This window comes from Tardiphaga sp. 768_D3_N2_1 (genome assembly GCF_052076105.1).
Classification (GTDB): Bacteria; Pseudomonadota; Alphaproteobacteria; order Rhizobiales; family Xanthobacteraceae; genus Tardiphaga.
The window spans coordinates 6,025,668-6,039,428 of the sequence record NZ_CP197245.1 but is presented as its reverse complement, the minus strand read 5'-3'; the positions used below and the strand labels follow the sequence as shown (position 1 = coordinate 6,039,428).

At 62.7% G+C, this 13,761-nt stretch carries 10 protein-coding genes; 6 read left to right on the top strand and 4 right to left on the bottom strand.

Annotation, left to right across the window (positions count from 1 at the left end):
- The first annotated feature begins 12 nt into the window (after nt 1-12).
- The 4 genes from AB8A27_RS28350 to AB8A27_RS28335 all read left to right on the top strand — a co-directional run bounded on the left by AB8A27_RS28350 (nt 13) and on the right by AB8A27_RS28335 (nt 3,737).
- Nucleotides 13-945, top strand: a complete 933-nt coding sequence (locus AB8A27_RS28350) for a sugar kinase (RefSeq protein ID WP_441244749.1) — start codon at nt 13-15, stop codon at nt 943-945.
- Between the two features lie 78 nt (nt 946-1,023).
- Complete coding sequence (locus AB8A27_RS28345; RefSeq protein WP_441244748.1) at nt 1,024-1,533, top strand: Lrp/AsnC family transcriptional regulator; 510 nt, start codon at nt 1,024-1,026, stop codon at nt 1,531-1,533.
- Between the two features lie 274 nt (nt 1,534-1,807).
- Nucleotides 1,808-2,845, top strand: a complete 1,038-nt coding sequence (locus tag AB8A27_RS28340; RefSeq protein WP_441244747.1) for a YeiH family protein — start codon at nt 1,808-1,810, stop codon at nt 2,843-2,845.
- A 10-nt stretch (nt 2,846-2,855) separates the two neighbouring features.
- Nucleotides 2,856-3,737 carry a LysR substrate-binding domain-containing protein gene (locus AB8A27_RS28335; protein WP_441244746.1) on the top strand — a complete coding sequence of 294 codons (882 nt, stop codon included), beginning with the start codon at nt 2,856-2,858 and terminating at the stop codon, nt 3,735-3,737.
- A gap of 200 nt (nt 3,738-3,937) precedes the next feature.
- Here the strand turns inward: AB8A27_RS28335 and AB8A27_RS28330 are convergent, their stop codons facing one another.
- From AB8A27_RS28330 to hrpB, 3 genes are all read right to left on the bottom strand, one after another.
- A complete protein-coding gene (locus tag AB8A27_RS28330) occupies nt 3,938-5,437 on the bottom strand; it encodes a phosphomannomutase/phosphoglucomutase (protein ID WP_441244745.1) in 1,500 nt (499 codons plus the stop codon).
- 144 nt (nt 5,438-5,581) lie between these two features.
- Nucleotides 5,582-6,100, bottom strand: coding sequence for a TIGR02281 family clan AA aspartic protease (locus AB8A27_RS28325; RefSeq protein WP_441244744.1), 519 nt, complete (start codon nt 6,098-6,100; stop codon nt 5,582-5,584).
- Nucleotides 6,101-6,241: 141 nt separating this feature from the next.
- The gene (gene hrpB / locus AB8A27_RS28320; RefSeq protein WP_441244743.1) at nt 6,242-8,716 is read right to left on the bottom strand and encodes an ATP-dependent helicase HrpB; all 2,475 of its coding nucleotides are present in this window, start codon (nt 8,714-8,716) and stop codon (nt 6,242-6,244) included.
- Between the two features lie 202 nt (nt 8,717-8,918).
- Between hrpB and AB8A27_RS28315 the strand changes: the two genes are divergently transcribed.
- Nucleotides 8,919-9,983 carry an acyltransferase family protein gene (locus tag AB8A27_RS28315; protein WP_441244742.1) on the top strand — a complete coding sequence of 355 codons (1,065 nt, stop codon included), beginning with the start codon at nt 8,919-8,921 and terminating at the stop codon, nt 9,981-9,983.
- A 3-nt stretch (nt 9,984-9,986) separates the two neighbouring features.
- Here the strand turns inward: AB8A27_RS28315 and AB8A27_RS28310 are convergent, their stop codons facing one another.
- Nucleotides 9,987-10,592 carry a hypothetical protein gene (locus AB8A27_RS28310; protein WP_441244741.1) on the bottom strand — a complete coding sequence of 202 codons (606 nt, stop codon included), beginning with the start codon at nt 10,590-10,592 and terminating at the stop codon, nt 9,987-9,989.
- A gap of 139 nt (nt 10,593-10,731) precedes the next feature.
- On the opposite strand from AB8A27_RS28310, the gene polA reads away from it, so the two are divergent.
- Entirely contained in the window at nt 10,732-13,752 is a 3,021-nt protein-coding gene (gene polA, locus AB8A27_RS28305) for a DNA polymerase I (protein ID WP_441244740.1), read from the top strand.
- Nucleotides 13,753-13,761 lie beyond the last annotated feature (9 nt).

The window sequence follows — 13,761 nt, the reverse complement described above, 5'->3', positions numbered from 1 at the left end:
GGGGAATCCTTCATGAGCGCCAAGCCTGTCCGCGTATTGTGCATCGGCCTGCCGGTTCGCGACCTGACCTTTGCCGTTGAATCCGTACCCGGGCGTGGCCAGAAATTCCCTTCCCAACGCTTCGCCCAGATCATCGGCGGCAACGCGCTCAATGCCGCCATCGGCGTCAGCCGGCTCGGCGGCCGGGCGTCGATGACCGGACCAATGGGCGACAAGAGCGAAACCGCTGACCAGTTCCTGTTCGACGATCTCGCCAAGGAAGGCATCGACTCCGCGCATCTGGTGCACATGCCAGGTCTCGTAACGCCGATCTCGGCCGTCATGATCGACCCGTCGGGCGAGCGCACCATTGTCACCTTCCGCGATCCCGAACTCTGGAAAGTGAAACTGCCCGATCACGACCTGCTGCTGAAGGACTGCAACGCCATCCTGGTCGAGAGCCGCTGCGCGGGCTTCGCCACCGAACTCTGCATCGAGGCGCGCCATCGCGGCATTCCCGTGGTGGTCGATATCGATAGCACGCTGTCTCAGCGCGAGGGCCTGCTGACCGCCTCCTCACACCTGATTTTCTCGGACGACGCGCTGCAATCGACCGCCGGCATCACCGACAATCTCAAGGCGCTGCAGAAGATGGCAACGCTGACCTCGTCCTTCCTCGCCGTCACCCGCGGCCCCCGCGGTACCCTGTGGCTCGACGAGCAGGGGCATCCGAAGGAGACCCCTGCCTTCCCCGTTCACACCGTGGACACCCTCGGCGCCGGCGATATTTTTCATGGCGCCTTCGCGCTGGAATTCGCCAGCGGCAAGTCGGTACCGGAGGCCCTGCGCTTCGCCTCCGCTGCTGCGGCACTGAAATGCACCCGCTATGGCGGCGCTTTCGCCTGCCCGCAACGTGCTGAAGTCGAACAGCTTTTGAGGGAATCCAGGGTCGGCGCCCTTACCTGAGGCCGCACAGGGCTTGCCTTGGAAGAATGTTCTATATATGAGGTTATTCGACCCTGTAATTAGAACAAAGTTCTTCCCATGACCGATGTCGCCGATCAGCCCCTTGAATCCACCCGTCGCCTCGATGCGATCGATCGCAAGATCCTGACGGTGCTGCAGGAAGACGCCTCGCTGTCGGTGGCCGAGATCGGCGACCGCGTGGGGCTTTCGTCGACACCATGCTGGAAGCGCATCCAGCGCCTTGAGGCCGATGGTGTGATCCTCCGCCGGGTTGCCCTGGTCGATCAAAACAAGATCGGCCTCGGTATCTCGGTGTTTGTCTCGGTGGAGAGCGGCGACCATTCCGACTCCTGGCTGAAGAAATTCGCCGATGCCGTCAGCGCCATGCCCGAAGTCATGGAGTTCTACCGCATGGCCGGCGACGTCGATTACATGCTGCGCGTGGTCGTGGCCGACATGCAGAGCTACGACATCTTCTACAAAAAGCTGATCAGTGCGGTGGCGTTGAAGAACGTCACCTCCCGCTTCGCCATGGAGAAGATCAAGTCGGTGACGGCGCTGCCAGTGCCGCCAATGCCGGCCGCATGAGTAAGCTCCCAAGAGCCCTCGACGTCATTCCGGGGCGGGAGAGACGCCGCAGGCGTCGGACCCGAGCCCGGAATCCCGATGTGTTTTCACTATGCTGAGATTCCCCGCCACTCCAAGGGAGTGGCTGGGGTTCGCGCCCGGCAAGAGCCGGCCATGCCCCGGAATGACAGCCTCTTAAGCGATCAATCATCTATATCGATTGAAATGACAATAATGATCAATTAGATTTATTGATCAAACGACATGAGGATGTGGCCAAACCGGAGTTTGGCCCATGACCGTTCTTGCCCAAGATGCGAACCGCACCAGCCCGCTTGCTGCGCGCAGCCTTCCGTTTCTCCCCGGCCTGGCGCTTACCGCCGCAATCGCCGGCGCCGCATTCGCCTTGCGTGAGATCCCCTATGTCGGCTTCGCCAGTCCGATGATCCTGGCAATCGGCATCGGCATCGCGATCCAGAACACATCCGGCACGCCAGCCGCAGCCAAAGCCGGCATCGGCTTCTCCATGCGCAGCATCCTGCGCTTCGCCATCATCCTGCTCGGCCTGCAGCTGACCGCAGCGCAATTGCTGGAGGTTGGCGGCATCGGCTTTGCGGTGATCGCGGCGACGCTCATTGCAACCTTCGTCTTCACCACATGGCTTGGCCGCGCGATGGGTATCGACCGCAGACTGGTCGAACTGATCGCCGCTGGCACATCGATCTGCGGTGCCTCTGCTGTTGTTGCGACCAACACCGTGACCCGCGCGCCCGACGAAGATGTCGCTTACGCGGTTGCCTGCGTCACCATCTTTGGCTCGATCGCCATGTTCGTCTATCCGCTACTCAGTAATGTGCTGCGGCTCGATCCGCATCATTTCGGGCTGTGGGCCGGCGCATCGATCCACGAGATCGCACAGGTCGTCGCCGCCACGTTCCAACGGGGCCCTGAAGCCGGCGAGTTCGGCACCATCACCAAGCTTGCGCGCGTGATGATGCTGGCACCTGTAGTCATCACACTTGGCCTGCTGGCGACCCGACGCGCACGTGGCATCGGCACGGAATCCGGCAGCACCAAGGTGCCGATGCCGTGGTTCGCCTTCGGCTTCGTGGCGATGGTGATCCTGAACAGCCTCGTTGACGTGCCGCATGCAGCCATGAGCGTGATCATTCCGATCACGACCTTCCTGCTGACCATGGCGCTTGCCGCGATGGGGCTGGAAACCAATGTCCGGAAGCTCCGCGCCAAGGGTCCCCGCCCGCTGCTGCTCGGCGCCGCGGCCTTTCTGTTCATTGCCAGCTTCAGCCTTGCGCTGGTCACACTGATGACCTGACGGAGATCACATGACGCTCGAACAGCTCCGGATCTTCGTCGCCGTCGCCGAACACGAGCACATGACGCGGGCTGCCGAGAGCCTGCATCTCACCCAATCCGCCACCAGCGCCGCCATTGCGGCGCTGGAAACACGCTATGCTACACAGCTGTTTCACCGCGTCGGCCGCCGCATCGAATTGACCGAGATTGGCCGCGCCTTTCTGATCGAAGCCCGGGCCGTACTGGCACGCGCCGCCGCCGCGACGACCGTCCTCACCGATATGGCCGGCATGACGCGCGGCTCCCTTGCGCTGGCCGCGAGCCAGACCGTCGGCAACTACTTTCTACCGCCTGTCATGGCAGGCTATCGACAGCGCTTCCCCGGCATCGACCTCAGCCTCCGTATCGGAAATACCGAACAGGTGGCCGACTGGGTGCGCGACGGCGAAGTCGATCTCGGCATCGTTGAAGGCGCGGTTGACGATCCGGCGCTCGCGACCCAGCCCGTGGGCGACGACGAACTGGTACTGGTGGTCGGCCGATCCCACCCATGGGCGAAGCAAGGCGCTGTCGTTCCGGGTCAGTTCGCCGAGACAGGCTGGGTACTGCGTGAAGCCGGCTCCGGCACGCGCGCCATCGCGCAATCGGTGCTGGATCAATCAGGCATCGCGCCCGACGACATCCACATCGCCATGGAGCTGCCGTCGAACGAAGCCGTCTGCGCGGCCGTCGTGGCCGGCGCTGGTGCGAGCATCATCTCACGCCTGGTTGCCGCCGCCTTGATTGGCAGCGGCGATCTTACAGCTATCAAAGCCTCGCTGCCGACACGGCGCTTCATCCAGCTGCGCCACAAGGAGCGCTATGTGACACAAGCGGCAAGGGAGATGTCGGAGATGATGGGGGAAAGATAACGCCGATCGTCTCGCCGGTATGCCGGACTCCGAGAGACACTCAGATATTCCCTCGCCCCGCCCTTGCGGGGAGAGGGTTAGGGTGAGGGGCCCTGCGATCCGCAGACACCAGCGATGAGGTGAGCACCGTGCCATGCCCCTCACCCGCCGCTAAGGCGCGGCGACCTCTCCCCGCGCAGAGCGGGGAGAGGTAAGAAGAATCAGATCGTCTGGTTATACGCACCGACTTCCGGATGCGTCCGCAGCACCACGTTCATGGCTTCGAACATGTCGTGCATCCGCGCTTCGGAGACCGGGCTTTCGACCACGACCACCAGTTCCGGCTTGTTGGACGATGCGCGCACAAGGCCCCAGCTGCCGTCCTCGCAGGTGACGCGTACGCCGTTGACGGTGACGAGATCGCGGATCGATTGGCCCGCAACCTTGTCGCCTTTCTTCTGCGCATCCTCGAAATGCTTCACCACCGCAGCGACGACGCCATACTTGGTCTCGTCGGCACAATGCGGCGACATGGTCGGCGACGACCAGGTTTTCGGCAGTGCCTCTTTCAGATCGGCCATGGTCTTGCCCGGGGCGCGGTCCATCATCTCGCAGATCGCAATCGCCGACACGAGGCCGTCGTCATAGCCACGGCCCACCGGCGCATTGAAGAAGAAGTGGCCGGACTTCTCGAAGCCGGCGAGCGCCTTCAGCTCATTGGTGCGGCGTTTCATGTAGGAATGGCCAGTCTTCCAATAGGAAGTCTTCGCATTCTGCTTCTGCAGCACCGGATCCGTCACGAACAGGCCGGTCGACTTCACATCGACCACAAATGTCGCATCCTTGTGAACCGCCGACATATCGCGCGCGAGCATCACGCCGACCTTGTCGGCGAAGATTTCCTCGCCGGTGTTGTCGACAACGCCGCAGCGATCGCCATCACCATCGAAACCGAGACCGACATCGGCCTTGTGTTCGAGCACCGCATCGCGGATCGCGTGCAGCATCTCCATGTCTTCCGGATTCGGATTGTATTTCGGGAAGGTGTGATCGAGATCGGTATCGAGCGGGATCACCTCGCAGCCGATCGCCTCCATGACCTGCGGCGCGAAAGCGCCGGCGGTGCCGTTGCCGCAGGCCACGACGACCTTCAGCTTGCGCTTCAGCTTCGGACGGTTGGTGAGATCGGCGATATAGCGCGCTGGGTAGTTTTCGTGGAATTGATAGGAGCCGCCAGCCTTGTTCTTGAACTCGGCATTGAGCACGATTTCCTTGAGCCGGGTCATCTCGTCCGGGCCGAAGGTCAGCGGCTTGCTGGCGCCCATCTTCACGCCGGTCCAGCCATTGTCGTTATGCGAGGCCGTCACCATGGCGACACAGGGCACATCGAGATCGAACTGGGCGAAATAGGCCATTGGCGTTACCGCAAGGCCGATATCATGCACCTTGCAGCCGGCGGCCATCAGGCCCGTCATCAGCGCATATTTGATCGAGGCAGAGTAGCCGCGGAAATCGTGTCCGGTGACGATTTCCTGCTTCTGGCCGAGTTCGGCAATCAGCGCACCGAGCCCCATGCCCAGCGCCTGAATGCCCATCAGGTTGATTTCCTTGCCAAACAGCCAGCGCGCGTCATATTCGCGAAAACCCGTGGCCTTTACCATCGGCTCGGATTCGTAAGCGTAGGTATTCGGCACGAGCAAGGGCTTCGGCTTCGGAAACATCGCGGGACCTCGCATCTATTGGGATCAATCTCGAATGCGCAGGCTTAGCCTTTGCGCACGCCTGTGGGAAGACGTGCGGGCATTCAAGGGGGCGAGTTTGTTTAGAATTGGGCTGCGGCGTTAATCCCGTGGGGATATGCGGTACTACTGTTCGAGTACCATCCGGCCATTTGCATATTCGAAGCGTTTCAACTTCGAGAGAAATGACAGGCCGAGCAGATTCTCCGACAGTGCCTCATCGGGCAGCACCATCGCGTCAACATCGCGCACAGTGATTTCGCCGACCTGCACCATGGCGATTCGCGTGCGCGCCGCCTTCAGCGTTCCATTCGCCGTTGTCACCGTGGCGTTATAATCGGCACGCGAGGGACGTAGACCAAATCGCGCCGCCGACTTTTCATTCAATGCGATGACGGACGCGCCAGTATCGACCATGAAGCCGATGCGCTGGCCATCGATATTAGCTTCAGTCTGGAAGTGGCCGCGCGCATCGCGCGCAATCGACAGGCTACGGATACCCGCCTTCGCACTGCCCTGTGTCGTGGGTGCGGGGGATGAGGCCCTCGCCATGGCCGGCGTCGTCGCCGTCATCTTGTCGGCCATCTGCGCCATCACGGTGCCCAGACCGATCAGGATCGCCGCGAAGAACATGATACTACGCATACGCAACCTCACTGAACGCAATCAGGGGAACCCGACTTCATCACACGGGCTCACCGCCGTCCGTTCAGGACGGTCTCACTGGTTGCTATTTTCGCGAAAAGGATGAGCGAAGCGTTAATGAGCCGGCACTTTGCCTGATGATCAGGTCCCGCGCGGCTTTACGCGGCGCGTCGGCAGCGCATTGGCGGGATCTTCCGGCCAGGGATGGCGGGGATAGCGGCCGCGCAGGTCGGAGCGCACATCCTGGTAACTGCCGCGCCAGAAGCCCGGCAGATCGCGTGTTACCTGCACCGGCCGCTGCGCCGGCGACAGCAATTCCAGCACCAGCGGCACCTTGCCCTTGGCGACCGACGGATGGGTGTTCAACCCGAACAATTCCTGCAGACGCACGGCGATGGTCGGCCCCTGCTCTGCTTCGTAGTCGATCGCCAGCACGGTCCCGGTCGGCGCCTCGAAATGTGTTGGCGCCTCGCGATCGAGCCGCGCACGCAGATCCCAGGGCAGCAGGCCCATCACGGCATCGGACAGATCGCCGGCCGAAAAATCCTTCAGCGAGGTCTTGTCGAACAACGCGGGCATCAGCCAGCTCTCGCGCGCCGAGGCCAGCGCATCATCGGAGAGATCGGGCCAGGCATCGCCTTCCGACGCACGGAGGAACATCACGCGGCCGCGCCACTGCTGCAGCGCCTTCGACCAAGGCAGGCGATCGATGCCCACGGCAACGAGACCATCGGCGAACACACGCGCGGTGTCTTCGGACGGCTTCAGCGTAAACGGCGCTTCCGACAGCGTAATCGCATGCAGCACACGCTTGCGACGGCCCCGCAGCGATAGCGATGCGCGATCGAAACTGACATCGTCGGTGTTCTCGATCTGATCGGCGAAGCGCGTTTCGATATCAGCCTGCGCGATCGGCGCCGCCAGCAGTATGCGCCCATTGGCGGCGGTGCCGGTGAGTTCGGCCACCGCGATATAGGGCGCCCGCGCGAGTGCCGCGCTTTGCTCGATCGACGCGCCCCGGCCATTGGCGAGCACGAAACTGCCATTGCCGCGATTCTTGGCCACGCGATCCGGGAATGCGAAAGCGAGCATGGTGCCGGTCGTGAGTTCCGCCCCTTCTTGCGTGGACGTAGATCGCTCAACCTGCCCCGCCCAGCGCTCCGCAAGTTGCCGGGCGCTACCGGCGCGCTGCGAGCGGTCGCGGCGGAATTGATCGAGACGATGGTCGAGATCGACGCTGTCGCCGCCGAGGCCGCGTTCGGTGAGAATGGCGGCGATCTCGGCAGCGTCCTCGCCATAGCCGAACCGCGCCGAATCCACGATCATCCGCGCCAGTCGCGGCGGCAGCGCCAGCGCACGCAGCGCGTGACCTTCCTCGGTGATGCGGCCATCGCCATCCAGCGCGCCGAGTTCGCCGAGCAGGCCGTGCGCTTCCTTCAGCGCTGGCGGCGGCGGCGGATCGAGGAAAGTCAGTTGTGCGGGATCGCTGACACCCCATTGCGCGAGATCGAGCACCAGCGTCGACAGATCGGCGCTGAGAATTTCGGGCTGCGTATAGGCCGGCAATGAGGCGGTCTGCGGCTCATCCCATAGCCGATAGCAGATGCCGGGCTCCGTACGCCCGGCGCGCCCGCGGCGCTGGTCGACAGCCGCGCGCGAGGCTCGCACAGTCTCCAGCCGCGTCAGCCCGATATCCGGCTCGTAGCGCGGCACACGCGCAACGCCCGAATCCACGACGATGCGCACGCCTTCGATGGTCAATGAGGTCTCGGCGATCGACGTCGCCAGCACCACCTTGCGCTGCCCCTTGGGCGCGGGCTGGATGGCGCGGTCCTGCACCCCGGCATCGAGCGCGCCGAACAGCGGCACGATCTCGACGGATGCGTCCTGCACGCGTTCGACAAGAAAATTCTGGGTGCGGCGGATTTCGGCAGCCCCCGGCAGGAAGGCCAGCACCGAGCCGGCATCGGCACGCAATGCTGTGGCGATGGCGTCAGCCATCTGCCGCTCGAGCTGGATGTCAGGCTTGCGACCGAGATAGCGCGTCTCCACGGGGAAAGCGCGGCCCTCGCTGGCGATGACCGGTGCATCGCCAAGCAGTTTCGCAATCCGCGCGCCATCGATGGTCGCCGACATCACCAGGATGCGCAGATCCTCGCGCAGTCCGGTCTGCGCGTCGCGCGCCAGCGCGAGGCCCATATCGGCATCGAGCGAGCGCTCGTGAAATTCGTCGAACAGCACCGCACCGATATTCTTCAGCTCGGGATCGTCGAGGATCTGCCGCGAGAAGATGCCTTCAGTGACCACCTCGATCCGGGTATTGCGCGAGATCTTCGAGCCGAAACGGACGCGATAGCCCACGGTCTCGCCAACGCGCTCGCCCAGCGTTTTCGCCATCCGCTCGGCGCTGGCGCGGGCCGCGATCCGCCGCGGCTCCAGCATGATGATCTTCCTGCCCTGCAGCCACGGCTCATCGAGCAGCGCGAGCGGCACGCGCGTGGTCTTGCCCGCGCCCGGCGGCGCGACGAGCACCGCGGCATTGCCGGCTTTCAGCGCGCCCGACAGGTCGTCAAGCACAGCATCGATGGGCAGGGATGTATCGAAGGTTCGGGTCAAATCAGGCTCTGTAATGGTCCCGGCTGTCATACGCGGCAGCGGAGCGGCGGACCATCCCACATTCCTTAACCTGCGTTAACCACCCCGCCAAACTCGCACTGCCGCGACCATTTGCGGGGCATATTTGAGGTTCAGGGAAAGGCAATTGAAACCGATCCCAATCCATGATCCCGCGAAAAGAAGCGCCGAACAGGGGATACCGATGACCACCAGTGGCACCTTCGCTGTCGCCGATCGCGCGGCGCTGTCAGGGACAGAGCGAATCGACTGGGTCGATTACGCCAAGGGCATCTGCATCATCATGGTGGTCATGATGCATTCGGTGCTGGGTGTCGAACTGGCCGCCGGCCAGATCGGCTACATGCATCTGCTGGTGGCCTTCGCCAAACCGTTCCGGATGCCGGATTTCTTCCTGATCTCCGGGCTTTTTCTGGCTGTCGTCATCGACCGCGACTGGCGGACCTATCTCGATCGCAAGGTCGTCCACTTCCTGTATTTCTATGTGCTGTGGGTGACCATCCAGTTCGGCTTCAAGGCGCCCGGCTTCGCCGCCGAACATGGCTGGGCCTATGTCGTCAACCTCTATCTCATTTCCTACATCGAGCCGTTCGGCACGCTGTGGTTCATCTATATGCTGCCGGTGTTCTTCGTGGTCACCAAGCTGACGCGGCGCGTGCCGCCGCTGCTGATCTGGGGCGTCGCCGCGGCGCTGGAGATGGCGCATGTCGCCACCGGCTGGACGATGATCGACGAATTCTGCGCGCGCTTCGTCTATTTCTATTCGGGCTATCTGTTCGCAACGCAGGTCTTCGCGCTGTCCGATCGGGCGCGGGCCAAACCGGTGATGGCACTGGTCGGCCTCGCCGCCTGGGCGCTGGTCAATGCTGCGCTGGTCTATGACGGCTGCAGCGAATGGCCCGTGATTTCACTGATGCTCGGCTTTGCCGGCGCGGTCGCCATCATCATTATGGGCACGCTGCTGGCCAAGATGAACTGGCTCGGCTTCATCCGTTTCTTCGGCGAGCATTCCATCGTGATCTATCTCGCCTTCTTCCTGCCGATGGCGACATCGCGCGCGCTGCTGCTGAAGTTCAGCCCGTTCGACATCGGCACGATCTCGCTGCTGGTCACGCTCTGCGGCGTCATCGGCGCGCTGGTGGTCTGGAGGCTCGCGCTGCTGGTGCACGCGAACTTCCTGTTCGAGCGTCCGGCAGCGTTCTGGATCGCACCGAAGAAGAAAAGCGCGACGCTGCAAGCGGCGGAGTAAAACTCACCCCGCCTTGGGCGACGTGCCCTCATTGAATTTCACGCCGTCCTTCATGTTCTCGATCCGGCTGCGAAAACCTTCCGCATCGCCGAAATCGGCAAATCCGACATAATGCGGATGCGGGCCGAGCACGCGGCGCGCATGCTTGATCGGACACCAATAGACTTCGGTGCGGGCGGCGACTTCGCGCACAAAGGCAGCGACACCGTTGCAATACGAACAATAAGCGCAGTTCACCTTCTCGATGATGTTGAGATAGGCAAGGTGATGCCGATCGAACACCAGATAGTCGCGCCGCCGCACCTTGGGAATACCGTAGATCGGGAAGCAGATCGCCTGATAGGCCATCACCCAGAGATCGATCAGCACGAAGGGGATGATCAGCGAGTAGATCACCGGGGCGGATAACACGATCAGCGGGTGAGCATTGAAGAGGTACTTTGACGCCTTGATCTTGATGGCGCGCTGCAGATCCTCGATGTCCTGCTCGAACACGATCTTGCGCCGCTCGAAACGAAAGCGCAGCTCCTCCCGCCGCCGGGTCAGTTCGGCCTCGATCTCGGCCTCCACGCTCTTCATTTTGTCCATCAGTTCGGCGAGGTCGGGCATGAATGGTCCTTCGGTTGGCCATGACCGGCGCAAGGGCACACGGAACTGGGCGCGACGCAAGCCGGACCACATGACAAAAACCGGCGGGATGACCGGCTGACAGACTGTCATTTCCGGTGAAAATCCTTAAGTTGCGGCCATGCCGAAAACGTCAGAAAAAGCCGCCGCCAAGCCCGCCACCGTCAAGGCCCTCGCGAAGGGCGACCATGTCTTTCTGGTCGACGGCTCGTCCTATATTTTCCGCGCCTATCACGCGCTGCCGCCGCTGAACCGCAAATCCGACGGGCTGCAGGTCAATGCGGTGCTCGGCTTCTGCAACATGCTGTGGAAGCTGATGCGCGACATGCCGCCGGACAACCGGCCGACGCATCTGGCGATCATCTTCGACAAATCCGAAGTGACCTTCCGCAACAAGCTGTATCCGGAATACAAGGCGCACCGGCCACCGGCGCCGGACGACCTGATCCCGCAATTCGCCTTGATCCGCGATGCCGTACGCGCCTTCGACCTGCCCTGCATCGAACAGGGCGGTTTCGAGGCCGACGACCTGATCGCGACCTATGTGCGCGAAGCCGGTGAGCGCGGCGCGACGGCGACCATCGTCTCCTCCGACAAGGATCTGATGCAGCTCGTGACCGAACAGGTCATGATGTATGACACCATGAAGGACCGCCGCCTTGGCATTGCCGAGGTGATCGAGAAATTCGGCGTGCCACCGAACAAGGTCGTCGAAGTACAGGCGCTGGCCGGCGACAGCGTCGACAACGTGCCTGGCGTGCCCGGCATCGGCATCAAGACGGCGGCGCAGCTCATCACCGAATATGGCGATCTCGAAACGCTGCTGAGCCGCGCCGGCGAGATCAAGCAGCCGAAGCGCCGGGAATCGCTGATCGAGCACGCCGAAAAGGCGCGCATTTCGCGGCAGCTCGTCTTGCTCGACGACAAGGTCGCCCTCGACGTGCCGCTGGATGACCTCGCCGTGCACGAGCCCGACGCGCGCAAGCTGATCGCGTTTCTCAAGGCGATGGAATTCTCGACACTGACGCGGCGCGTTGCCGAATATTCCGAGATCGATCCAGCGGATGTGGAGGCCGACAGCGCGACGAAGAACGCTGCGGCGCCGTCCCCGGGCCATGCGAGCGGCGATCTGTTCGGGAACATCGAATCTGCACCCAACGCGAAAGGCAAGACAGCCGCAACCAGCCCGGTGAGCGGCAGTGCTCATGCGACCGGTCCAGGAAGCAAGGACGCGCTCACCCCGATCTCGCTCGCCAAGGCCCGCGCCGAAGCCGCGCGCAAGATGCCAGTGAAGCGTGAAGCCTATCAGCCTGTACGCTCCCTGAAAGAGCTCGAGCTATGGATTGCACGGATTCTCGATACCGGTCACGTCGCGTTCGAATGCAAGGCGTCGTCGATCGATCCGATGCAGGCCGATCTCGTCGGCATCGCGCTGTCGCTCGGGCCGAATGATGCCTGCTACATCCCGCTGGCCCATCGCCAGTCCGGCGACGGCGCCGGCCTCTTTGCCGCCGATCTCGAACCCGACCAGATCAAGGCCTCCGACGCACTCGCAGCGCTGAAGCCGGTGCTGGAATCTGCAGGGCTGCTGAAGATCGGCTTCAACATCAAGTTTACCGCAGTACTACTCGCACAGCACGGCATCACGCTGCGCAATGCTGACGATGTGCAATTGATGTCCTATGCACTCGATGCCGGGCGCAATGCCCATGGCCTCGATGCGCTCGCCGAGATCTGGCTCGGCCACGCCATGCTGACCTTTGGCGAACTCATCGGTTCCGGCAAAGGCAAGCTGACCTTCGAACAGGTCAAGATCGACCGCGCGACGGCCTATGCCGCTGAGGATGCCGACGTGTTGCTGCGGCTGTGGAACGTGCTGAAGCCACGTCTTGCCGCCGAACACATGACCACGGTCTACGAGACGCTGGAGCGGCCGCTGATCTCTGTGCTCGCCCGCATGGAGCGTCGCGGCATTTCCATCGACCGCCAGGTCCTCTCGAAGCTTTCGGCCGATTTCGCGCAGACCGCAGCGCGGATCGAAGCCGAAATCCGCGAGATCGCCGGCGAAGAGGTGAATATCGGCAGTCCCAAGCAATTGGGCGATATCCTGTTCGGCAAAATGGGTCTGCCGGGCGGCAGCAAGACAAAGACCGGCGCATGGTCCACCTCGGCACAGGTGCTCGATGACCTCGCCGAACAGGGCCATGAATTCCCGCGCAAGATTCTCGACTGGCGTCAGGTGTCAAAATTGCGCTCGACCTATACGGATGCGCTGCCGAACTACGTGCATCCGCAGACGCATCGCGTCCACACGACCTATGCGCTGGCAGCGACTACCACCGGCCGCCTCTCGTCCAACGAGCCGAACCTGCAGAACATCCCGGTACGGACCGAAGATGGCCGCAAAATTCGCCGCGCGTTCATCGCCACGCCCGGCCACAAGCTGGTGTCGGCTGACTATTCGCAGATCGAGCTGCGGTTGCTTGCGGAGATCGCCGATATCCCCGTGCTCAAACAGGCCTTCCAGGACGGTCTCGACATTCACGCTATGACGGCGTCGGAAATGTTCGGCGTGCCGGTGAAGGACATGCCGGCGGAAATCCGCCGCCGCGCCAAGGCGATCAATTTCGGCATCATCTACGGCATTTCGGCCTTCGGCCTCGCCAACCAGCTCAGCATCCCCCGCGAGGAAGCCGGCGCCTATATCAAGAAGTATTTCGAGCGCTTCCCGGGCATCCGCGCTTACATGGATCAGACGCGCGATTTCTGCCGGGAGCACGGCTATGTGCAGACCCTGTTCGGCCGCAAATGCCACTACCCGGACATCAAGGCGAGCAATGCCTCGATCCGCGCCTTCAACGAACGTGCCGCCATCAATGCCCGCCTGCAGGGCACTGCCGCCGACATCATCCGCCGCGCCATGACGCGGATGGAAGACGCGCTGGCGGAGAAGAAGCTCTCAGCCAAGATGCTGCTGCAGGTGCATGACGAATTGATCTTCGAGGTGCCCGACGACGAAGTGGCCGCGACGCTGCCGATCGTGCAGCACACGATGCAGGATGCGCCGTTCCCGGCTGTGCTGCTATCAGTACCCTTGCAAGTTGACGCGCGCGCAGCGGATAACTGGGAGGAGGCGCACTAGTTTTACCGC